Annotated in this window: 25 protein-coding genes and 1 pseudogene; 21 read left to right on the top strand and 5 right to left on the bottom strand. The window is 36.6% G+C overall.

Annotation, left to right across the window (positions count from 1 at the left end; translation table 11 throughout):
- Positions 1 to 78 precede the first annotated feature (78 nt).
- The 8 genes from FCJ93_RS12500 (at position 79) to FCJ93_RS12465 (ending at position 11,162) form a co-directional block, all read left to right on the top strand.
- Complete coding sequence (locus FCJ93_RS12500; protein WP_137743838.1) at positions 79 to 1,605, top strand: rhomboid family intramembrane serine protease; 1,527 nt, start codon at positions 79 to 81, stop codon at positions 1,603 to 1,605.
- 248 nt (positions 1,606 to 1,853) lie between these two features.
- On the top strand, positions 1,854 to 3,314 hold the full coding sequence (locus tag FCJ93_RS12495; RefSeq protein ID WP_095307073.1) for a spore germination protein: 1,461 nt from the start codon (positions 1,854 to 1,856) through the stop codon (positions 3,312 to 3,314).
- 106 nt (positions 3,315 to 3,420) lie between these two features.
- On the top strand, positions 3,421 to 3,633 hold the full coding sequence (locus tag FCJ93_RS12490; RefSeq protein ID WP_095306813.1) for a YqgQ family protein: 213 nt from the start codon (positions 3,421 to 3,423) through the stop codon (positions 3,631 to 3,633).
- Positions 3,634 to 3,851: 218 nt separating this feature from the next.
- Positions 3,852 to 4,820, top strand: a complete 969-nt coding sequence (locus FCJ93_RS12485) for an ROK family glucokinase (protein WP_137743837.1) — start codon at positions 3,852 to 3,854, stop codon at positions 4,818 to 4,820.
- Positions 4,821 to 5,251: 431 nt separating this feature from the next.
- On the top strand, positions 5,252 to 7,120 hold the full coding sequence (locus FCJ93_RS12480; protein WP_095306811.1) for an LTA synthase family protein: 1,869 nt from the start codon (positions 5,252 to 5,254) through the stop codon (positions 7,118 to 7,120).
- Between the two features lie 524 nt (positions 7,121 to 7,644).
- Positions 7,645 to 8,157 carry a DUF2750 domain-containing protein gene (locus FCJ93_RS12475; RefSeq protein ID WP_137743836.1) on the top strand — a complete coding sequence of 171 codons (513 nt, stop codon included), beginning with the start codon at positions 7,645 to 7,647 and terminating at the stop codon, positions 8,155 to 8,157.
- 370 nt (positions 8,158 to 8,527) lie between these two features.
- Positions 8,528 to 9,715: a M14 family metallopeptidase gene (locus FCJ93_RS12470; protein ID WP_095306809.1), complete on the top strand. Its 1,188-nt coding sequence runs from the start codon at positions 8,528 to 8,530 to the stop codon at positions 9,713 to 9,715.
- Between the two features lie 295 nt (positions 9,716 to 10,010).
- Positions 10,011 to 11,162, top strand: a complete 1,152-nt coding sequence (locus FCJ93_RS12465; protein ID WP_095306808.1) for a YqgU-like beta propeller domain-containing protein — start codon at positions 10,011 to 10,013, stop codon at positions 11,160 to 11,162.
- A 49-nt stretch (positions 11,163 to 11,211) separates the two neighbouring features.
- Here FCJ93_RS12465 and FCJ93_RS12460 read toward each other — a convergent pair whose 3' ends face one another.
- A complete protein-coding gene (locus FCJ93_RS12460; protein WP_095306807.1) occupies positions 11,212 to 11,385 on the bottom strand; it encodes a DUF2759 domain-containing protein in 174 nt (57 codons plus the stop codon).
- 292 nt (positions 11,386 to 11,677) lie between these two features.
- On the opposite strand from FCJ93_RS12460, the gene FCJ93_RS12455 reads away from it, so the two are divergent.
- A complete protein-coding gene (locus FCJ93_RS12455; protein ID WP_095306806.1) occupies positions 11,678 to 12,310 on the top strand; it encodes an MBL fold metallo-hydrolase in 633 nt (210 codons plus the stop codon).
- Between the two features lie 167 nt (positions 12,311 to 12,477).
- Entirely contained in the window at positions 12,478 to 13,533 is a 1,056-nt protein-coding gene (locus FCJ93_RS12450) for a class I SAM-dependent methyltransferase (RefSeq protein WP_095306805.1), read from the top strand.
- A gap of 60 nt (positions 13,534 to 13,593) precedes the next feature.
- Here FCJ93_RS12450 and FCJ93_RS12445 read toward each other — a convergent pair whose 3' ends face one another.
- Positions 13,594 to 13,836: a DUF2626 domain-containing protein gene (locus tag FCJ93_RS12445; RefSeq protein ID WP_095306804.1), complete on the bottom strand. Its 243-nt coding sequence runs from the start codon at positions 13,834 to 13,836 to the stop codon at positions 13,594 to 13,596.
- Positions 13,837 to 14,051: 215 nt separating this feature from the next.
- Positions 14,052 to 14,750 (bottom strand): helix-turn-helix transcriptional regulator, encoded by a 699-nt coding sequence (locus FCJ93_RS12440; RefSeq protein ID WP_095306803.1) that lies wholly within the window; start codon positions 14,748 to 14,750, stop codon positions 14,052 to 14,054.
- A 319-nt stretch (positions 14,751 to 15,069) separates the two neighbouring features.
- Here FCJ93_RS12440 and comGA point away from each other — a divergent pair.
- A pseudogene (gene comGA, locus FCJ93_RS12435) lies at positions 15,070 to 15,780 on the top strand (competence type IV pilus ATPase ComGA); the annotation flags it as partial.
- 19 nt (positions 15,781 to 15,799) lie between these two features.
- On the opposite strand, the gene FCJ93_RS12430 reads toward comGA, so the two are convergent.
- Positions 15,800 to 17,254 (bottom strand): recombinase family protein, encoded by a 1,455-nt coding sequence (locus tag FCJ93_RS12430; RefSeq protein ID WP_137743834.1) that lies wholly within the window; start codon positions 17,252 to 17,254, stop codon positions 15,800 to 15,802.
- A 67-nt stretch (positions 17,255 to 17,321) separates the two neighbouring features.
- A complete protein-coding gene (lexA, locus tag FCJ93_RS12425; RefSeq protein ID WP_137743833.1) occupies positions 17,322 to 18,122 on the bottom strand; it encodes a transcriptional repressor LexA in 801 nt (266 codons plus the stop codon).
- 158 nt (positions 18,123 to 18,280) lie between these two features.
- Here lexA and FCJ93_RS12420 point away from each other — a divergent pair, with 158 nt between their 5' ends.
- From FCJ93_RS12420 to FCJ93_RS12375, 10 genes are all read left to right on the top strand, one after another.
- A complete protein-coding gene (locus FCJ93_RS12420) occupies positions 18,281 to 18,499 on the top strand; it encodes a helix-turn-helix transcriptional regulator (RefSeq protein WP_137743832.1) in 219 nt (72 codons plus the stop codon).
- 29 nt (positions 18,500 to 18,528) lie between these two features.
- Positions 18,529 to 19,344, top strand: a complete 816-nt coding sequence (locus FCJ93_RS12415; protein WP_137743831.1) for a phage antirepressor — start codon at positions 18,529 to 18,531, stop codon at positions 19,342 to 19,344.
- A 21-nt stretch (positions 19,345 to 19,365) separates the two neighbouring features.
- Entirely contained in the window at positions 19,366 to 19,662 is a 297-nt protein-coding gene (locus FCJ93_RS12410) for a hypothetical protein (RefSeq protein ID WP_137743830.1), read from the top strand.
- Positions 19,663 to 19,807: 145 nt separating this feature from the next.
- Positions 19,808 to 20,200 carry a hypothetical protein gene (locus FCJ93_RS12405; RefSeq protein ID WP_137743829.1) on the top strand — a complete coding sequence of 131 codons (393 nt, stop codon included), beginning with the start codon at positions 19,808 to 19,810 and terminating at the stop codon, positions 20,198 to 20,200.
- A gap of 2 nt (positions 20,201 to 20,202) precedes the next feature.
- Positions 20,203 to 20,775, top strand: a complete 573-nt coding sequence (locus FCJ93_RS12400; protein WP_137743828.1) for a host-nuclease inhibitor Gam family protein — start codon at positions 20,203 to 20,205, stop codon at positions 20,773 to 20,775.
- Positions 20,776 to 20,966: 191 nt separating this feature from the next.
- A complete protein-coding gene (locus tag FCJ93_RS12395; protein ID WP_137743827.1) occupies positions 20,967 to 21,608 on the top strand; it encodes an ERF family protein in 642 nt (213 codons plus the stop codon).
- A 7-nt stretch (positions 21,609 to 21,615) separates the two neighbouring features.
- The gene (locus FCJ93_RS12390; protein WP_137743826.1) at positions 21,616 to 21,795 is read left to right on the top strand and encodes a hypothetical protein; all 180 of its coding nucleotides are present in this window, start codon (positions 21,616 to 21,618) and stop codon (positions 21,793 to 21,795) included.
- Positions 21,796 to 21,854: 59 nt separating this feature from the next.
- Positions 21,855 to 22,397: a site-specific integrase gene (locus tag FCJ93_RS12385; protein WP_137743825.1), complete on the top strand. Its 543-nt coding sequence runs from the start codon at positions 21,855 to 21,857 to the stop codon at positions 22,395 to 22,397.
- The gene (locus FCJ93_RS12380; protein ID WP_137743824.1) at positions 22,381 to 22,671 is read left to right on the top strand and encodes a hypothetical protein; all 291 of its coding nucleotides are present in this window, start codon (positions 22,381 to 22,383) and stop codon (positions 22,669 to 22,671) included. Before FCJ93_RS12385 ends, FCJ93_RS12380 begins: the two co-directional genes overlap by 17 nt.
- Positions 22,668 to 22,949: a hypothetical protein gene (locus FCJ93_RS12375; RefSeq protein WP_137743823.1), complete on the top strand. Its 282-nt coding sequence runs from the start codon at positions 22,668 to 22,670 to the stop codon at positions 22,947 to 22,949. The genes FCJ93_RS12380 and FCJ93_RS12375 overlap by 4 nt, the downstream gene beginning before the upstream one ends.
- The last annotated feature ends 115 nt before the right edge of the window (positions 22,950 to 23,064 follow it).

Here is a 23,064-nt window from a genome sequence, read left to right as displayed (position 1 = left end):
CAATATTTGTTTATAATGGAGGTAATGAATGGACTCTCTGAATGAATAAGATTTGTGATGTGAAAGTAGGGGGAATTTTTGATTAATAACGAACGCTATTTATTTTGGAAACTTGCTCATGGATTTATTGTTGAGCTTGGCTATAGAATGATAAAGTTATCCAGTGATCAAAATGAACTATGGTTGGAAAAAAGAGAAAATAGACAAGCTCAAATAGTTCGCTTGCTTCATTATGATATTGATTGGAGTAACTGGTTGCAGCAGGATATTGAACGAACCGCAGTAAATGGTGAAAGAATCCGAAAACAAATGACAAGGGGCGAGCTTCAAGTTGCGAATATTTATGTTTCGTCCTATCCACCTGTTGATGATTATGAATTTCGGCTGTTAAAGCCTTACTTTGATCCGGTACAAAATAAGACGAAGGTAACGTCCTCTCTAATTGCAAATTCTAATTATATCGAGGAAATCCAGCGATTAGAAAAGCTTTTCAATATGGAGCTTAACATTTCCGAGCAAATCCCTGTGGAGGAGGAAGCGGTTGAAAAGCTGAAAAGAGAGGTTTTAAATACTGCTGTTCAACGTGAAAGACAGGAGAAAGCTCTTTTTGAACAAGGAAAACCATTTTTTACATATATGTTTATTGCGATTCAAGTCTTGATGTTTTTAGTACTTGAGGTGTTTGGTGGGAGCACCGACACAAGTACATTAATTCAATTTGGCGCAAAATTTAACCCGCTTATTTTAGAAGGAGAGTGGTGGCGTTTCCTCACGCCAATGGTTTTACATATTGGTTTTCTTCACTTAGCAATGAATACGCTGGCCTTATTCTATTTAGGGACGGCGGTGGAAAGAATATTTGGCAGGGGTCGCTTCTTGTTCATTTATATTTTAGCTGGTTTTGCCGGTACTGTTGCGAGTTTCATTTTTAGTCCTAATCTTTCTGCTGGTGCCAGTGGTGCCATTTTTGGCTGTTTTGGTGCTTTGCTTTATTTTGGCGCCACTTATCCCAAATTGTTTCTTCGAACAATGGGACTTAATATTTTTGTCGTCTTAGCGCTCAATTTATTATTTGGTTTTACTGTTCCCGGAATCGATAATGCAGGTCATATTGGTGGTCTTATCGGTGGCTTCTTAGCTTCAGGTATTGTTCATTTTCCAAAAAAGCGGAAGATTGCACTGCAAGCGATTTGTTTAGCGCTAACTCTTGTTGTAGCAGGTGGGATGCTTCGATATGGTTTTGAAAATCCAAAGCAGGTTTTAGATGAAACATCTGTATTAGTACTTGTTCAAGATTATTTCGAATCAGAAAGATTTACAGAAGCGTACCAGCTATTAAGTGATTTTCCGAATAGGGAGGAGCCGTCTGCTCAATATTATTTTTTATTGTCCTTTTCTGAAATAAAGTTGGAAAAGTTTGACGAGGCCGAAAAATCACTTTTAAAAGCAATAGAAGTAGAGCCAAATTTCCATGAAGCACACTATAATCTTGCCCTTGTTTATTTACATAAGCAGGAATTTGAAAAAGCTAAGGTTCATGCAGAAAAAGCGGTGGAAATTAACCCAACGGATGAATATCACCAGTTGTTAAATCAATTTAATTGATTTCAAATTGTCGACAAAAGGCATCGAGACTATCGATGTCTTTTGTCAGTTCTGGATGGAATTGTGATTAAAATCCGAATGATCTCCGTTTTCGATCACTGCTTTTAATAAAGCCTAAAAGAAAAAAACGATAAAACTAAATAAATGTTAGTTCACCTTATTAATTCCTCAAGGATGGCAGAGTATTTTTTTTCCTTGGAATGTCTAAGCTGAAGAGGACATTGTTGGAAAAGGATTTGAGGTGGATTATGGAGGAAAAAGCTAAGAAACTTGTGCATGCCAACATAGACGAAAACATCAGCTACTTAAAAGAACAATTGGGTGTTGAAAAGAGCTTCGATGTTCTGCAGCTGGATGTGGAGTATGCTGAAAGAAAAATGGCCTTTTACTTTATTGATGGATTTGTCAAAGATGATATTTTACATTTAATCATGAAATTTCTTGCAAAATTATCAAAAGAAGCACTTGAACCAAATACTTTACACAAGCTAATCAAAACGTATCTTCCCTATGTTGAAGTGGAAGTTACCGATGATTTGGATAAAGTCGTAGAGATGGTGTTGGCAGGACCTACTGCCTTGGTCGTCGATGAAATCAAACAAGTAATCTTAATTGATGCTCGTACGTATCCGGCAAGGGGCCCAGAAGAACCAGATATAGAAAGAGTTGTACGCGGCTCAAGGGATGGATATGTGGAAACGCTTGTTTTTAATACGGCCCTTACAAGAAGAAGGGTACGGGATCGCACGTTAAGAATGGAATACATGCAAATTGGCCGACGTTCTAAGACAGATATTGTCATTAGCTACATTGAAGATATTGCCGAGCCAAATATGGTGCAGGAAATAAAAGATTCACTTAGTAAAATTGATACGGACGGCGTGCCGATGGCAGAGAAAACGATAGAGGAATACATTTCAGGTCGCCATTGGAATCCCTTTCCGGTTGTTCGTTACACAGAGCGGCCGGATACAGCAGCTAGTCATCTTTATGAAGGTCATGTTTGCATCATTGTTGATGGTTCTCCTAGCGTCATTATTACTCCCTGTACGTATTGGCATCATTTGCAGCACGCCGAAGAATATCGAAACAAACCGATCATTGGTTCTTATTTAAGATTTGTCCGTTTTGCGGCTGTGTGGGCATCCATTTTTCTTCTACCCCTATGGTACTTATTTTCGATCAATCCCAGTCTTCTTCCTGATGCTCTATCCTATATCGGACCAAATGATAAAGGGGAAATTCCGCTGTTGCTTCAATTTATATTTGTTGAAATTGGCATTGACATGTTAAGAATGGCAGCGATCCATACCCCTTCAGCATTAGCGACAGCACTAGGGCTTGTGGCAGCGTTGATGATTGGACAGGTAGCCGTTGAAGTCGGTTTATTAACGAATGAGGTTATTTTATACCTATCTATTGCTGCATTGGGAACGTTTGCAACTCCGAGCTATGAAATGAGCCTTGCAAATCGGCTTGTAAGGATTTTTCTGTTGCTTGCTACCGCTGCTTTTCATTCATATGGTTTATTAATTGGTTCCGTTTTGATTGTTATATTCCTTGCTCGGATGCAATCATTTGGAATCCCATATCTCTGGCCGTTTATCCCGTTTCATTTTCGCGCGTTTGTCGATGTTATGTTTCGATCACCAATTCCGCTAAAAAATCGCAGGCCAAGTGTTTTGCATCCAAAAGATCCTGATCGTTAATATTATAGAGAACATTGAACAACTGTGTAACAATTGCTTGAGGACCTTAAAAAATTGAATTATACTTGACTCGGAAGATATAATTTAGAAATTAAAGAGGTCTAATATGAAAAGCATTTACGATATACAGCAATTTCTCAAAAGGTTTGGGACCATTATCTATGTAGGTGACCGAATTGCGACTCTGGAGCTAATGGAAGAGGAGCTAAAGGATTTATATCAGTCTCAGCTAATAGAAACGAAGGAATTTCAATCAGCGCTTCTACTATTAAGACATGAAATTCGAATGTTGAAGGAAGAAGGAACAAATCCTTCTTAAAAGTGGCTATAGATTCGTTTGTTTGCTTAGAGGCAAATTAAGCAAAGTTTTCACAAGATAAACGTCAATTAGCGCTTAAATCAACATGATTAATGTCATGCAACTATGAAGCAACAACTATTTTTACGCTGCTTCATGTTATTCGGGTACATGTTCTGTAGTTCGCTTATGTGATTCAGCGCTTCGACCTCTTTACATTCGGCAAAGGAGTTTGTGTTATGAAGAAATGGGTAGCAGGAGTAGATTTAGGTGGTACTTCAATAAAAATCGCATTTATTGATACGCTGGGAACGATTATCTCAAAGTGGCAAATTCCAACGGATAATCGGGAGAAAGGAAAGAACATTACGATCGATATTGCGAGAACGATTGAAGAGAAATTAACTGAGCTTGGTCAATCAAAGGAAATCCTCGAAGGAATCGGGATGGGAGCACCAGGACCTGTAGATTATGTGAACGGAATCCTTTACAATACGGTTAATTTAGCGTGGGAGGATCATTATCCGTTGCGGGATAAACTTGAAAAAGAGCTCTCCCTTCCTGTCTATATAGAAAATGATGCGAACTGTGCTGCACTAGGAGAAATGTGGAAGGGTGCGGGAGCTGGAGCTAAGGATTTAGTTTGTGTCACATTAGGAACAGGGGTTGGCGGCGGTATTATTACAAACGGAGAGATCGTCCAAGGGGTAAGTGGTTCTGCTGGAGAAATCGGCCATATTACGTCTGTTTCCCGTAACGGGGCTCCCTGCAATTGTGGAAAAAAAGGATGCTTGGAAACGGTCGCTTCCGCAACTGGTATCGTAAGATTGGCAACTGAAAAGCTGGAGAAAGAACGAGACAACGAAGGAAAGTTAATGAAAATATTCAAGGCAAACGGAAAAATTGCCGCGAAGGATGTTTTTGACTTTGGCCGTGAAGGAGACGAGCTGAGCCTTGAAGTGGTTGAGGAAGTAGCCTATCATCTAGGATTGGCGCTCGCCAATTTAGGGAATACCTTAAACCCTGAAAAAATAGTTATCGGTGGCGGTGTATCAAAAGCGGGAAATATTCTATTAGATAGGGTTCAGGCTTATTTCAATGAGTTCGCCTTTTCAAGAGTAAAGGAATCTACAACAATTTCGATTGCGACTCTGGAAAATGATGCTGGTATTCTTGGTGCAGGGTGGCTGGTTGTAAACCGTATGTAATAAAGCTGTTAAAGGCCATTTGCACCCTATTGGTTATCAAACGGGAAGAATAGCCTAAAATAAAGACAAATTTTGCAGAGTTTACGAGCAAAAAGTTTTCCCGTGTATTTTCTACACAAAAGAACGAATAATATGAATAAAGCAGGCTGACAAAAGTAGTGAACCATCACCTTTTGAGCCTGTTTTTTTATAATTAAATGAGCAGGAATCGGGTATTGTTCATGTTGGATAAGTTTACTAAAATGAAACTTTTTAGCCATTCAAACGTCTATAATATATGTGAGGTATTACGCATGGACATTACATAATTTTACAAAAACAATTTTAACTTTGGTTTGATCTTTTGTAAAAAAAGTATTAAGATTATCTTTGATTATCAGTAAATACCTAATATTGTAAAAATGAAAGGTTCTTGCGGTAGGGGGGGAATTATGCGCTATTTAAAAGATTCCAAAGTATCGATAACCGTGCTTGCCATAATACTTCTATGGATCAAGACATATATCGTCTATAAAACTAGTTTTGAAATAAATATTGAGAACTGGAGACAAGAATTAATTCTCTTTATCAACCCTCTTAGTTTCCTTATGTTTATATTAGGGCTTAGTTTACTAATGAAAGAGAAAATTCGCAATCGCTATATTTTAATTACAAGCTTTTTAATTTCAACCGTTTTATTCGCCAATGTCGTTTTTTACCGTTTCTTCAATGACTTTTTAACGCTTCCTGTTCTTATGCAAACAAGCAATATGTCTGATTTAGGAAGCAGTGCAGGAGAATTGATTCATTTTCGGGACTTAGCTTATTTTATTGACTTTTTCATTTTGCTCCTGGCAATAAAGTTCAAGCCTGCATTTTTGGAGAATCGCAGTTATGGAAAAGTTGGAAAAAGAGTATTTTTTTTAGTGGCAATTGCTATTTCTTTTGCTAATTTAGGTTTGGCCGAAACAGAAAGACCACAGTTATTAACCCGTACATTTGATCGAGAAATGCTCGTTAAAAACATCGGTACGTATAATTACCATTTATATGATTTATTTTTACAATCAAAATCGTCTGCTCAACGAGCGTTAGCAGATGGAAGTGAACTTGTCGATATTGAAAACTATATCCGGGCGAATTATAAGAAGCCAGATGAAGAAATGTTTGGAATTGCAAAAGGGAAGAATGTTATTTTAATATCGATGGAATCAACGCAAAGCTTTGTCATTAATAACACGGTTAATGGGGAAGAGATCACTCCATTTTTAAATGACTTTATCAAGGAAAGCTACTACTTTGAGAACTTTTATCATCAAACTGGGCAAGGAAAAACGTCAGATTCTGAATTCCTTGTTGATAATTCCCTGTATCCTTTAGGGAGAGGTGCTGTCTTTTTTACCCACTCAGGAAATGAATTTGAGGCAAGTCCGAGCATCTTGAGTGAAAATGGCTATTTTACAGCTACGCTTCATGCCAATAATAAAAGCTTTTGGAATCGTGATATCATGTATGATTCATTAGGCTATGAACGTTTTTACGAAATTAATGATTATGATGTGAATGAAGAAAACTCTGTTGGCTGGGGACTCAAAGATGATGATTTCTTTCAGCAATCAATTCAGCATTTAAAAGAGATGCCACAGCCTTATTATGCTAAATTTATCACGCTTACGAATCATTTTCCGTTCGAATTAGATGAAGAAGATAAAATGGTTCAACCATATACTTCAAATTCGAAAACATTGAATAATTATTTTCCGACCGTCCGTTATCAGGATGAAGCACTTAAAAACTTTATTCAAAGCTTAAAGGATGAAGGAATTTACGAAAATTCGATTATCATTCTTTACGGTGATCATTATGGAATTTCTGAAAATCACAATAGAGCAATGGGAGAATATTTAGGAGAAGAAGTTACCCCATTTGTAAGCGCGCAATTGCAGCGAGTACCGCTTATCATTCATATACCTGGCCATAAAGGTAAAACGATTTCGACGGTATCGGGGCAAATAGATTTAAAGCCGACGATCCTTCACTTATTAGGGATTGATACGAAAAGGGACTTCAATTTTGGAAGTGATTTGTTTTCAAAAGATAAAATGGAGTTTATCGTGCTTAGGGATGGCAGTTTTATAACTAAGGATCATGTTTATACTCGTGAAACGTGCTATGACAAAAATACAGGCGAGGTCACCGATGGGAGTGGCTGTGAGCCATATTATGAGAAAGCGAAATATGAATTAGAATATTCGGACAAGATTATTTACGGTGATTTGCTTCGTTTTTATGAAAATTTAGCAACCGACGAGAGTCAATGATAATCTATGTTGAAGTAGGGAAACACGAAAAGCCGCAATCAGAAAGTCAAATAAAAACGACTTTTTGGGTGCGGCTTTTTTATTTGGGTAAGTTTTTGTGGCGGCAACGGTATCAAGGAGAGCGCATTTTTACGGCAGCAATTGAAACTTTAGTGCTTCCGAAGAAACTTTAACATTACTTTTATTTTTAAATCAACAGCTCGTGCGAGGAAGTGAACTAAACTATACTTAAAGTTATTGGTTGTTTCCATAAAATTCTCAACGAGAAGGTGAGATCAATGAGTTGCCGCTCAGGGTTAAGAGTTAGATGCGAAAAAGGTATAAATACAAATGTTAAAGAGGCTTGTTTGGATTTTGCTGTATGGCTCCGGCTAAATATGGAATTTCCTATAAGAGTGGTAGTATATATATAAAAGAACTACCAAATTAAAACCATTGATGGGAAAGAATGGGTTAGTGCAACCTTTTTTGCACCTTACGATAAAAGGGTTGAGCCCTACATTAGAGTTGCGACTGGAGACTATGTGGAGTTAGTGGAGGAAAGGGGCACGGAAAACGCTATTTATGCAATCCTAAATAGTATGGCGCACGAGCTTGTACACTATCGGCAATGGCTGGATGACAGGGAATTGGATGAAGGAGAGGCAGAAATTGAAGGTTCTAAATTAGTTGATAATTACTATGAAGGTAGCGTGTTTTTCGAAGAGGTAGTTCAACAAAAAAAAGTTTGGATAATCACAAACGATGAATGGGTAGCTACTGCTAACAATGATGAAGGAGAAACATTAATGCCTTTTTGGTCCGCTAAAGCAAGAGCGGAACAAATCATAAAACTTGTTCCTGCTTACCATAAATTCCGTGTAGAGGAAATTACTTTAGATGATTTTTTAAATATTTGGATCAATGGTCTAAAAAAAGATAATCGACTTGTTGGGATTAACTGGTGTGGAAAGAGATTAATAGGGCACGAGATGGATCCGAATGAAATTTTTGAGCGCATCCATGAGCAGATTAAATCAGTAAATGAACTGGGCTAATAATTTTGCATACTTGGATATACTCATAATATTGAAAATGAAAGAGTATCAAGTAGATCATTCACTTCCTTTTAGTATTCTTTCGGATAAATGAGGTGACGTAATCTACTTCTCTTTACATTAGGCCTTGTTAAACAGAATGGTTGATAAAATGATTTTTAGCTTAGTTGTAGTGAAACCAAAATTCACACGCCTTTCATTATTACTAAAAGGCTTTCTCTCCTTTCATGAAACGATAGAAGAAATCTCGCTTTTCCTTTTGAAAAAAGATAGTAGTCATAATAATCTCTTCCATTCATAATATGTATCGTATTCGCGCAATGATTCTGTGAGAGGAATGATTGAGCTAATAAGTAAGGAGGAGAAGAGAGTGCAAGTTCAAATTCGCAAAGGTGATAGTTTATGGTATTACAGCCAGCTATTTCTCATTCCGTTAAATTTGCTTACCGATTCGAATCCCAGCATTAATCCGACGGCTCTTCAAGTTGGGCAACATATTAAAATTCCCGGGTTTGTCGGTGAACCTTATACAATTAAAAGCGGCGATACTTTCTGGAAATTAGCAAAGCGGCGCAACTTGGAAGTTGATGCTCTCCTGTTACTAAATCCGAATTGTTCTCCGAATTCTTTAAAAATTGGTGATACAGTTGTTCTTCCAAGAAGAATAATCGCTCCATTAAAAGAACGGCAAATTCCTTATCATTCTGCATTGCTAAGTAATGATCTTTCAGTACTAAGCAATGTATACCCTTTTATGCAAATAAATACGATTGGCTCCAGTGTCTTAGGAAAGCCAATTACAGAGATTCGTCTCGGGAGAGGTCGGAAGAAGGTTCACTTCAACGCTTCCTTCCATGCCAATGAGTGGATCACTACACCGATTTTGCTAGACGCTCTCAATGCATTTTTATTATCTTTAACGAACAGTTCTTCCATCCGTGGCATATCTTCTTCTCCCTTATATGAGCAAGTAGAAATATCGATTGTGCCGATGGTAAATCCAGATGGAGTTGACCTTGTTTTAAATGGGCCCTCATCAGAGAAACGAGATGAACTAATTCGACTCAATAAAGGAAGCGACGATTTTTCCGGTTGGAAAGCGAATATTGCCGGAGTCGACCTTAATAATCAATTTCCGGCAAATTGGGAAATTGAAAAAGAGAGAAAGGAAGAGAAGGCACCAGCACCAAGAGACTATCCGGGTGATGCTCCTCTTACAGAGCCTGAAGCAGTAACGATGGCAAATTTAGCTACAAACCGAGGGTTTGATCGCATGCTTGCTTTACACACTCAAGGAGAAGAATTTTATTGGGGCTACGAGGGACTGGAACCACCCGAATCACAAATACTGGCACAAGAATTTGAGCGTGTGAGCGGTTATAAAGCGGTTCAGTATATTGACAGCCACGCTGGCTATAAGGATTGGTTTATTCAAGAATTTCGCAGGCCTGGTTTTACATTGGAACTGGGGCTCGGTACGAATCCACTTCCATTATCACAATATAATGAAATATATGAAGAATTTTTAGGAATATTTTTAGCAGCGTTGTATATGTAAAAGGGTGATGTTTTTGAAGGAAGTGTTATCACTTTATAGCCAATCGATTCTATTTGTGTTAAAGAATATAGAAAAAGAAAAGTCCGTTTTGGGCTTTTTTCTTTGCACTGTGTTCGAAATCAACAGGATTGTATTAACATTACAGAGACGCATAAACTAAAAAGAAAATCGTACGTAGACTGTCTAACTGAGACAAAAGTAACAAATTGTAACAATTTGAAATATAATTGAAACATTTTTACTTAAATATCGTATTATTAATGTATATCGTTTTTTGAATGGGGGGGGTAGATATGTGTATATATTGGCAAAACGAGAAGTCGGCTCAAGAAGCTGCGTGATTATCCTGTTTTTCATAGTGATATTCCTATTAGTTGCTTGTCAAAGGAATGAGCAAACGAGTCCATTACCACCAGCAAAAGACGGGGTAGATATGGAAAAGGATGTGAATGGAAATCGAGATTTCTCGATAGAACCTCTTGATGTTGAGGCTGGTTCTTTTCATTCCATTGGCGGTTGGCTCAATGATGAGACCATCTTTTACATAACTGATTCGAGTACTGGTTCAAACGTGTATACACATCATCTAAACAATGGAGATAAAAAGCTGCTCTTCGAAGGCAACTCCCCCATTGTTTCTACATTAGTTAGTCCCTCAAGGGAATATTTGCTTATACACTCAGCACCATCTTCAAATGAAGCATCACTCACCATTATTAATAAGGATGGGGAAAAAATCATGGAAGAAAATCTTCCTTCTTCCGAATTGAATATTCAGTGGAACCCATATGATGAAGCTTTCATCCTTATTACAGCGTTCACAGTGGATTGGGATTTCGCTGTTTGGAATCTTAATCTGGACAATCATACGTTGTCACAGGTGGCTCTTCCACAGCCTTTTGCCTATTGGACTGAAAGGCAAAAACTTTTATATTTAAATTGGGATTTGGATAGCCCGTCCTTAGATGCCGATCTTGTCGCCTATGATTTGCAAACGGGAGAAAGCAACGAATTGTTAAGCGATGTTTTACAAATCAGTACATATCGCGATCTTATTGTAGTAGTTAAGGTGGATGAATTGGATGAAAAAAAGTCTGAGTATTTATTTCTGACAAACGAATTTGACGGAGATTTTTCCTTTTCAGCCCCCCATCTTTCTAGTTATTCAGAATGGGTTGTCCCTTTTTCTGATTATAATCGAAAGACGGATTCCTTCCTAACTTATCAGCCTTTATATTCAGTTGAAGCTGATGTTTATAACGAAGGCTTTCAACTCGTGAGATATCATCTAGATACTGGTGAAAAGGAAATTATGATGGAGGATATGGAGAATACCCCAATTGCTTGTTCTCCGAATGGAAGTAAGTGTTTAACGGGATTTTACTATGAAAAATTGATTGATTTGGAAAATAAAAAAGTTCATTCCTTGGTGGAAAGTGAGCAATAGAAAAGATGGCAAATGAAAAAGGACTGCTCCCAGTCCTTTTTTGTTTGAATTAATGGCCAGTAGGAAATCCATTTTTCAAAATAGTCATGATCGTGAACCATCCAAAAACAAGAAATGTCCCTGCGCCAAATAATAAGCCTAGTCCATTTTTGTTTTTAAGAGCAGATAATGTGCCATATCCAGCAAGTATTGCTACTAAGCCAAAAATGATCATTAATCCCATTGTATAGCCCCCTTTAAGTTTTTAATTATCAGTTCTTAAGCTTTGTTAGATATGGATCTAACATTCATTATGATTATACCCATAATGAAAATCGTCAATCTCTATGTAAGATTTTAATATCATTGCATCCGTTTTTATTTTATAGGTTTTGTTCAAGTTTGTCGAGGTCTAATCATGACACTTCCATGAATTTTACAGAGGTTCTTGGGAAAGAGCTTGAAAACAAGCGTTGCACCAATTACGATGTTATATGTAAGATAGTAGTGTATTTTAATAAATGGAGGTGTATAGATTGAACTGGGAAAAGTTGCCACTTGGTCCGTTACAAACAAATTGTTATGTACTAGCAAACAGCAAGAAAAATTGTATCATCGTTGATCCAGGAGAAGAAGGAGTGCGGTTAACCAATCATCTTCAACAAAGAAAGCTAACACCGCAAGCGATTCTTTTAACTCATGCCCATTTTGATCATATTGGGGCAGTTGATTATATACGAAATGCTTACAATATTCCCGTCTATCTACATAATAAAGAAAAGAACTGGCTTATCGATCCCACTTTAAATGGCTCCCATTTATTTATGATGGGGGAAATTAAGATTAAGGAAGCAGATCATCATTTCAGTTCAGAATGTGAAATGACAGTAGGGGATTTTATATTTGAAGTGTTTGAAACACCAGGACATTCACCTGGCAGTGTTTCTTTCTATTTTAAGGATGATGGAGTGGTTGTGTCAGGAGATGCTCTTTTTCAGGGCAGCATCGGAAGAACGGATCTTCCGGGCGGGGATCATACGCAATTAATGAAAAGTATTCATGACAAATTACTTGTTTTACCTGAAGAAACTCAAGTGCTTCCAGGACATGGGCAGCCTACGACGATTGGGGAAGAAATGGATAGCAATCCATTCCTTAATGGTTTTTAAAGACAATTACCTCTTTTTTTGCGATAAGAAAAGCCCTTCTCAAAGGAGAAGGGCTTTTCTAGGGGATGTTCTATTCATTCAATGGGAGGGGATAATTTTAGCTACTATTAAAAGGATATTATAAAGTTTTCACTGTGTCAATAGTGTAAAATGAAAGGGGGAAAACGATGCTCTCATATGTAAAAGAATTAATTAAAGCTCGACCGGAGCAGATGATTACCTATGCGGAGTTGATCGGAGAAGCGCTCTATCATCCACAATGGGGCTATTATATGAAACAAGGTGAAAAAGTTGGTAAAAAGGGAGACTTTATTACAACGAGTAATGTTTCCGATATATACGGCCGCATTATGGCAAAATGGTTCTTGAAGCTGAAAGCAGAACGGCAGTTGCCTGGAGTTGTATGTGAGCTCGGAGCTGGAAACGGTCGTTTTGCAGCGGCTTTTATTGCGGAATGGAATAAAAGCTGTGATGAGCACTTGTCATATTATGTTGTGGAGACAAGCCCCTATCATCGAAAACTTCAAAAAGAACTACTTGGTACAAGTATCCAGCAGGTTGAAAGTATAGATGCCCTAAAGCCTTTTAACGGTTTCATTTTTTCAAATGAATTATTCGATGCCCTTCCTGTTCATGTTGTCGAGTGTCATCATGATCTTCTTTTTGAAGTGATGATCACGGTTGAAAACGATCAATTAATGGAAAAACGAATTCCTTTAAATAATAACGAGATTGAAATGTTTATGAAGCAAAGTAAGCTCAAGCTAAATCATAAGCAAAGAATTGAAATACCTTTAGCAATGGGAAGAATGATTGCTCGCATGGCAGATGTAGTTGAGAGCGGCTGGTTTGTGACAGTGGACTACGGCTATAGTGATGAAGAATGGGGAGAGGCGTTTCATCGTGAGGGAAGCTTAAGAGGATATTATCAGCATGAACAAATACGAGATGTTTTGAAATTTATTGGTGAGATGGATATTACAAGTCATGTTCATTTCGATTCACTAATACGAATTGGCGAAAAACATGGATTGGAATTTGTCAGTAAGCAAAGACAGGACCAGTTTTTAATATCGATTGGGATTCTTGAGGAGTTGGAGAATCATGTTGATCCTAATCCTTTTTCAGAAGTTAGCCGCCGCAATCGTGCCATTAGGAGCCTCATTATGCCTTCAGGAATGAGTGCCTATTTTCACGTTGTAGTACAAAAAAAAGGTATATAAAAAAGCGATGGTATTCCATCGCTTTTTTATATTAAATATGAGATAAGTGCCTGCTTGCTTTTAGTGGCCCGCTCCAGGAGTCATTAGGAATGTCGTATAGTAGGTAAATCCTACAAAAAAGACAGTTAAGTATGCCCCAAAAATATAAATATACATACGCTCAGTTAGTTTTAGGTAGCTTAACAATACGAAAAATCCTGTTTGACCAAAGAAAATTAGAGATGTTATGTACATATCGCCCAAGAAAAACATAACGGCAAAGATGCCAGTCCAGAATCCCATTACTCTGTACATACGATCCATAGATATATCCTCCCTTTTCCTATAAGTCCATCACTACCATATTATAAGTAAACGGCAATGAAAAGTAAATATTAGTTTGTTTCAAAAAAGTGAACGCATACATGTATGTAGCAAAATCTAGCTTCAGCAAAAAATGTCAGAAGGCTAGATTTTGTTGGGTTTGAATATAGTGCACCTATGATTCATCTTGTGGTGGAACATTGAAAAGGATACTCCTAGTTTGAAACTAATGCATGATAAGAGCAGGAGTTGCATCCGTGCAGCATATTTTCTTTTTCTATTAATTCTACTGAGTCAAAAAGAGCTTCAAACATTCCTCTTAAGAATTCATAGTGTGTCTCACAGATCGTTTTTGTATGCTCTTCTGCGACTTCTTTAAATGGACAATTAAAAATTTGGAAAAATATTTTGGTATTATCTTCGTTCGTTTCAAATTCTGGATAGAAGCCTGCCATCGTCGCTGCACTTTTAAGGAAATGCAGCTTTTGTTCAAATGATAATTGATCACTTTCTTGGTTGCGCTTCATCTCTTGCTCGATCATTTCAGTTCCAAATTTTTTCCCTGTTGCATACAAAGCTATTTTACCAGCTTCACCAAGACCTACAAAAGTTTCCATAGCAATTTTTGAAAGCAATTGGTAATCTCTGAAAGGAAAATTCAATTGAATAACATCTTCAGAGAGACGATACAATCTGCTCGGTCTTCCGCCTTTGCCTGTTTTCTTTGTTTCTGACATCAGCATATTGACGTCTTCAAGCTTTGATAAATGTAGTCTTGCCACATTCGGATGGATGTTGAAATTATCTGCAATTTCTTGAACGGTTACATCTTGATGCCTTTTTGTAATGTATTGGTAAATATAGTAACGAGTTGGATCAGATAGTACGTTCGTTATTTTTAATGTCTTCTCCACAAATTTCACCTCGAGGCGCATGATTTATTCCATTATAATACAGTAATCATTAGTTAACACTGTAATCACTATAAGTTTAGAAAATGTTCACATTTACATGTCAAAATCATGAACAGATCTTTATTAATTATAGGTCAGTGTTGATTTTTGGATCATTTTCTCTGGTGCTGAGGATCTGGTCATAAAGGCTTTAGTCGTTGGGCAATGAACATGCGGCTGAAATTATAGACATTTTGTGAACTGGCAATTTTTTTGCAGGAAATGTGAGAATAACGTCGAATTAGCTAAAGTATATCAATAAAAGGTGGTGTTATTATAGTTGAAATCAATTGAAATGATTGCCGACAAAATTGTAAGTGATGCGGTTAAAAACCATGCATCAGACATTCATATTATTCCTCGGAGAGACGATACGCTAATCCAATTAAGAATGGCGAACAGATTAATTCCAAGATTTCATTTGCCAAAGGAAGATTGTGAAAGGTTGGTCTCCCACTTTAAATTTACCGCATCGATGGATATCGGTGAAAAAAGACGTCCCCAAAGCGGAGCATTTTCTGTTAAAGTAAATCAGAAATATGTTGGACTGCGCTTGTCCACATTGCCTGCCAATCAAAAAGAAAGCCTCGTGATTCGCCTTCTCCCTCAACAGCAACAAATTCCCTTTTATAAAATTTCCCTTTTTCCTGCAGCAACGATGAAACTTCTAGCGCTCTTAAACCATGCACACGGTTTAATCCTTTTTACTGGACCGACTGGTTCTGGAAAAACAACGACATTGTACTCCTTATTAGACGAATCCTCCCACATTTTTAACCGCAGTGTTATCACACTAGAAGATCCCATTGAGAAAGAAAATGAATCAGTTTTGCAAGTTCAAGTGAATGAAAAAGCAGGAGTAACCTATTCAACCGGTTTAAAAGCCATATTACGCCATGATCCCGATATCATTATGGTGGGGGAAATTAGGGATAGTGAAACGGCAAAGATTGCGGTTAGAGCTGCGCTTACAGGACATTTAGTTCGTACAATAGGCACAGAAAAAGAGATTAATTGAAATTAACCTCTTTAAATACGTAAGCGTCAGGACTTTTCTTCATGCTGGTACGGTCTACAACAATCGATTCAAAAACAATCATTACAAATTGCTTCTTTTCTTCGGTAGTCATATAATTCCAATTTAATTTTACATCTGACCACAATTCGATTATATTGTCTATAGGTCGTGATGATTCTTTTGGCTTTAGGTTTTCTAATTCCTTAAGAATCATTTTTTCTTTTTCATCTTCTTCTTTTTTTCTCTTCATGAAGTCTGTGTCGGAAAGCATTTTATTTGCCCAACCGTATTGCCATTGGGTTCGTCTTTCTTCGATTTCCTTCAATTCTTGTTCCAATTGTTTAATAAGCTTTGTATTATCAGCATCATTTTCTGAAGCGTCTTGTGCTGATTTCTTTTTAGCGTCTTCCAAAATGTCCATATTGTCTAACACTTGAAGAAATTTTTGTTCCAAATGATTTTGATTGATTATAGGAAGGTCACAAATTCCTCTTTGGCGGTTGTTGCAATAATAATTATACGAATAGTACTTTTTATCTTCTCTTGTCGTCTGGCTGCTCTTGCCTATTAAAGATTTGCCACATCTACCGCATTTTAATATCCCACTGAAAATATATCTTGAAGTAGCTCGTCTTGGGTGATAACCTACTCGACTATCAATTATTTTTTTAACCATTTCGAATTCATCGGTAGAAACAATTTCAGGAATTACTCCTTTTACCTCAAAATATTGTTCGGGATTAATACGGTAATTATATCTCATGTTGCCAATATAAATTGGATTGGTTAAAACATATTGTACCGTTCCTTGTGACCATGGTTTATTTTTTTTGGTATATAAGCCCCTTTGGTTAAGTATCTTTGCAATTTTGTGCATGCCTGTACCATTGATGTACATCGAATAAATTTCCTTAACTAAAGCTGCTTCCGTAGCGTTTATTTTTAAGCTATCCTTGCCATCTAGGTCATAACCAAAAGGAGCCATATTGATTACCCATTTTCCTTCTTGCGCTTTTTGGAGCATACCCATTCTCACGCGTTCTCCGAGGTTCTCACGCTCCCATTGTGCCATTGATGCAACTAATCTTATAAATAGTCTACCTGTGGCTGTTGTGGTGTCGTAGACCTCTGTAGAGCTTTTAAACATGACATTATATTTAGAGAATTCTTTTAAAAGATGATCTAAATCAATGACTGAACGAGTAAGCCTGTCCAATTTATAAACTAGCACAATATCGAAAAGTCCTTCTTTAACTCCTTTTAACATTCTTTGTAATTCGGGTCTGTCCATATCTTTAGCAGAAATACCTTCATCAACATAATACTGAACAATTTCCCAACCCTGAGAAAAAGCAAAAGCATTTAATCTTTCCTTTTGTGCTGATAAAGAATATCCATCTTCTACTTGCATATGGGTGGAGACACGAATATATGCTGCAACTCTCAAAATATTACACCGACCTTTGATTCAACAATGTAATTTTTCCTTTCTTTCTTACGCTTCCTCTCAATGTCTATCTCCTTCCAGGTTCAAACATTACTTGTATCACCTTTCCTATGATTCGAGCATTTTCATTGTCTACAATAACAGGTTCGTATTTAGGGTTATCCGGATACAAGAACGTTTGACCATTTATTTTTCTTACACGTTTAAGTGTTGCGTCGTTCCCATTTACATTCACAACTGCAATTTCACCAGATTCTACTTCTTGTTGGATTTTAACAATTACTTTATCCCCATCATGAATTCTACTACCAATCATTGAATCGCCTTTAACTTTTAAAACAAAAATTTCCTCTTCATCTAAATTCCACATATTTGGTATGTCAGTCCATTCTTCAATGTGATCAGATGCTAAAATAGGATTTCCAGCTGCAATGTTTCCCAAAACAGGAACAGTAATAATAGATTGAAAAGAATTTTCGTCGTTTAAATCATTTGTAAATTTTTCAATTTCTAAATCCTTAAGTGATAGATCACGCCAAAATTGATTGACTAAAATGGTTTTTTCCATTACTTGCATTTCATCTAAATCAGGATAAACCGTGTAAATTGCTTCTTTTAATTCGTCTTCATCATATTCATTACCAACATATTTACTTAAAGCAATGAGCTTTTCGGGAGTGGTTCTTAATACTTTCGCAAGAACAGCGGAAATTTTGAAAGATGGCGGTCTCATTTTTCCGTTGCGTAGTTTACTTAAATAAGAAACGGTGATTTTTACCCCTTCATCAGCACATTTATTTGAGATATCAGTTAAAGTCATATTTGACTTAGTGATTAATTCATCTAAGTAATCAGCATATTTGTTCATTTTCTATTACTCCTTTCTTTATCTATATTTTATTTTATAGTTTCTTAACTTGTTAATCAAAAGAAATTAAAAAAAATTAAAAATAATCATTGACTAATCAATCAACATGTATTAATATTTGATTATAAAGTCAAAATCGTTTGAAAGGAGGGGTTAAAATGCCCACACTAAAAGAACTTAGGCTTCAAAAAGGGTGGACCCAAAAGGAATTAGGTATGAAATTCAGAAAAACAAAGCCACCCGAAATGATTTCGAGGTGGGAGAATGGTATTTCTATTCCTAGTTCCTTAAGCTTAATGGAAATATCCCAAATTTTCAATGTAAAATTTGAAGATATTTTGATTGATTTATCAATCAACAAAAAAGAAGCTAAATAATACTACAAAATCCTATCTGGAGGTAAAAAATGGACCAATTAAAAATATTCAATTTCAAACGTAGTGAAGTGCGCACTGTATTAAGAGATGGTGAACCTTGGTTTGTAGCAAAGGATGTATGTAGGGTTTTGGAAATTGAAAAACATCGAGATGCAGTATCTCGTTTAGATGAGGATGAAAGGGAGTCGGTATTAGTGGACACCCTTGGAGGTTCTCAGCAAGTAACTGCTATCAATGAACCTGGTCTATATTCTTTGGTATTAAGAAGCCGTAAACCAGAAGCAAAAGAATTTAAACGATGGATAACTCATGAGGTTATTCCTACTATTAGAAAAACAGGTGGATACGTTGAACAAAACAGAGCTATTGATTTCGTTAACTCTTGGTTACCACTAATCGATGACACTTCAAAGTTAGCAATTGCTTCTGCTTTAGAACAAAACAGAGAACTGTTAATTCAAAATAAAGAGCTTACTAAAACTTTGGAAAATCAAAAACCTAAAGTAGTTTTAGCTGAAGCTATTGAGGTTTCATCCAATTCTATTCTTGTTAAGGACTTAGCAGCAATACTCAAACAAAAAGGAGTAGATATGGGTCAAAATCGGTTGTTTATATGGCTCAGAGAAAATGGGTACTTGTGTAAAAAGAAAGGGAACATGTTTAATAAGCCGACTCAAAGAAGTTTGAACTTAGGTTTATTTGAAGTAAAGGAACATGTTCATACAGGGAACAATGGAGAATTAAAAACAACCTTCACACCTAAAGTCACTGGAAAAGGGCAGTTATATTTTATTAATGAGTTTTTATCAGATGTTAAGAAAGATGATAAAGCCCTTACTTATTAACAACAGGAGGTAGTCATAGAATTGGAAGTTATATCATTTAAAGAAGCTTTGGAAAATGAATGTATTTGGATTTTTGATGATGAATGCGCGGAAATCTTAAAGAAGGGAGAAAAGGGGGAACTTTCGGATTTTCAAGTTCAAGAATATGCTGGTCCTGTTATTTCTGAATATCTTGTAAATTTGCTTGTACACGATAAAAACGGGGAAAATTTAAATGTTTTCAAAACTTTATTAAAACAAATAAACGAAAGTTATACTCAATCAAAGAAGAATGCAGAAGCGGAACTGAAACGATTAAATCTTCGAGTCATTAAGTGAAAATTCCTTTTTAAAGGAGGTAAATATGAATAAACCATCCGAAAAAACAATTAATTTGATGCTTGAGTTTATGAAGAAGACATCGTTACCAAAAATCATTCAAGCCATGGAGCAAAAACAAAAAATTTCTTAGGAGGAATGAAAAATGAATAAAGAATTATTGTTGCAAGTCGTAAGTGAGGTTATTGACCGTGGAGGATTCCTTACAATCCACATGAGCCACTATAATCAACAAACAGTATTACCGTGGGATGAAACCACAAGAGAAGAAGCGCTGCAATTCGCAGAGAGGTTTCAAGATGCTCTAGGCTCTGTTGAAATTATCGAAAACACTGATAACAAAGAATTAAACGTGCATGACTTTACTGTTAACACTGGACAAATAAGAGGATGTTTTAGTTATGTACCACAATCGCCAACTCGAGAACCACTGCCATTCGTTGATGAAGAGTTTTTAATTAACGAAGTCATGAAAGAGGATATGCGTTCAGAGGATTATGTCAGTAGCTTTGATTTACACAAAGGAGAGGGGATTTAAATATGAAGCCATTAGAAGCTGTATTAACCGAAATTGAAGAACAAGAGCAAGAAGTTGTTTACCAACCATTTAGAGTAACAGACCTCGAAACAGCCGCAGAAGCTAGTCGCAGAATTGCTTATTTTGATGAAAAGCAAAAGGAAATTGATTCAATTATAGAAACTCAAATAGCACCATTCTTAGCAAAAATTGAAAAAATCAAAGACTGGGGAGTTGAAGCAAAGAAAGAATTTGTAGAAAAGCAACAGTTTTACTCAGACCAACTAGAATTTTATCTTCGTGAAGAAGTTGCCAAACAAGTAGAAGCTGGAAAAAAGCCAAAGAAAACCATTTCTTTACCACATGGAAAAATCAGTTTAAAGAAACAACAGCCGGAATTTGTAAAGAACGAAGAAGAATTGTTCTCTTATGCCAAGTCAACAGGGTTTATCAAAGTGAAAGAGTCTACGGATTGGGCAGAACTCAAGAAAAAATGTTCAGTTTACGATGGAAAGCTTATTGATGAAAATGGGGAAGTTGTTCCAGGTGTGACCGTAGTCGAGAGGAATGAAAAGTTTGAAATTAAATTGGATTAGTGAAAAGGCTAATCAGACCGCCATCTGAATTAGCCCCTTTGAAAAACACCTACTTTTATCATACCACAGGAGGTCAAGTGTATGGATGTGATTGAAGTAAACGGAAAGTTGTGTATAAAAGATGACCGTTATGTCAGTGGATATAGAGAGCTTACCTTGTATGAATTAGAACAGTTAGGAGTGATTGATTGATGAAAACCAGTGAAAGTATCGCTGAAATTGCTAAGGCTTTGGGAACGTTTCAACAAGAGGTTAAACAACCGGAAAAAAGTGGAGAAAACCCTCATTTTAAATCTAAGTACGTCACCTTAGATGGAACAGTTAAAGCTATTCATGATTGCGCGCCTAAACACGGATTATCTTACACGCAGATGCCAGTCAGTAATGAAAATGGGGTAGGTGTTGTTACAGTTATTTTCCACACTAGCGGACAGTTTATAGAGTTTGACCCCTTCATATTACCACTTGAAAAAAAGACAGCACAAGGCGTAGGAAGCGCTACCACGTACGCAAGAAGATACTCCCTATCTTCCGCCTTTGGGATTGTGAGTGATGTGGATGACGATGGTAATGAAGCGGAAAAGGGAGCGCCGCAAAACACGCATCAGAAAAATGATTCTATTTCGAGTAAACAAGTAGGAATGGTGAAATCTCTTGTAAAAGAGCTTGCATTACATGGGAAGGTTGAAGACTCTGTTATTTACGAATCGTTAGCAGTCAAATTGAAAATTAAATTTTCTGATGTAACTGAACTCACTAAACAACAGGCATCTCAAGCAATTTCCATCTTGAATGGGTGGAAAGAAGAAAAAATAAATAAGAAGGGAGCTTGATGTTTCTGTGAATGCCTTAGACAAACTAGCAGAGGAATATAAAAAAGCAGAAATAGTTGTACCGAAAAAGGAGAAAGATGATTTCTTTCTCCTGAATGAAAAACATCCTATTTGGAAGTGGTTGCTGCCTGTTTTCATGGTTATTGTAGGCGCTTTAGTGTGCTTGGTAGGGTACTGGGAAGATTAAATGCTGGAACTTACGAGTTTAAGGGATTAGAAGACTAATATCTTAAAGGAGTGAGACCGTTGAAAACCGTACAACCTATTCGTAATAAAGCTGATATTGAAGCTATGAAAGAAGTTCTATTGAAGCAACATTATAGGAATTATTTCTTGTTTACGTTAGGTATTAACACCGGTTTGAGAATAAGTGATTTGCTTGCTCTAAAGGTAAGCGACGTAAGGGGTAAAAGCCATATCGTCATCACTGAACAAAAAACAGGTAAGTTAAAACGGTTTAGGATTAACAACGAACTCCAGGAGCATATCAGCAAGTTTACGATTCACAAGGATAAAGCATCATATCTATTTCAGTCGCGGCGAGGACAGGACAGAATACATCGAGTACAAGCTTGGAAAATACTAAATGCTGCAGCAAAAGAGGTAGGACTTGAAGAGATAGGCACTCACACCTTGCGTAAGACGTTTGGATATCATTTTTACCAGCAATACAAAGACGTAGCAGTCCTGCAACAAATATTTAATCATTCATCCCCTGCGGTAACTATGAGGTATATAGGTATCACTCAAGACATTATTGACGAAAAGGTGGATGGGTTTAATTTATAGATTTGTATCTGTAGTTATCAATTCCGCACATAACAGCTATCACAATAAAGGGAAATTCGTTTCAGAACATACGAGAAAAAAGATATCAAAAGCGAATAAAAACCGAAAAGGAATGAAAATGAAAAAGCGACATGATATTCCAATCAGCGAATTAAAAGAGTTTTTATTGAACGGAAAGAGTATTAATTGGATAGCGAAACATTACAATGTGGACTGGTCAACTATTAAAAATAGAATTTACGAAAATCCAGAGTTATTGGAGGAAGGTAAATGAGTGTATTTACTGGATATGGTCGAAAGAATGAAATCGATTTTGGTGATTACGTAAAAATTGAAATGCTTCGCTATGGTGTTCCCAATGAATTTTATATTCATAAAGTAGTTGGTTCTCTTGAATCAAATACTTGGGTTGATGTTCCTGTCAAATGGCCGGAGGAAGAAAAGATTCATAACAAGATGGAAAAAGTCTTGAATGTCATCTGTTGTGGTGTAGATGAAACGAACGTGTATCGGGTTAGGGAAAGTGATTGCACCAAGATTGGTGTAGATTAATCAACTCTTGAATTATTAAGTTTACTAGGTTAGGAGGGGAACTATGAATATAAAATGCGAATTGCATCATGACCATTTTCAAAACTTTAAAAGATACAACATTCCTAGAGCTCAA

This window comes from Robertmurraya siralis (genome assembly GCF_005502275.1).
Lineage (GTDB): Bacteria > Bacillota > Bacilli > Bacillales > Cytobacillaceae > Robertmurraya > Robertmurraya siralis.
The sequence above is the reverse complement of the archived record's forward strand: the minus strand, read 5'-3'. Positions and strand labels throughout refer to the sequence as shown.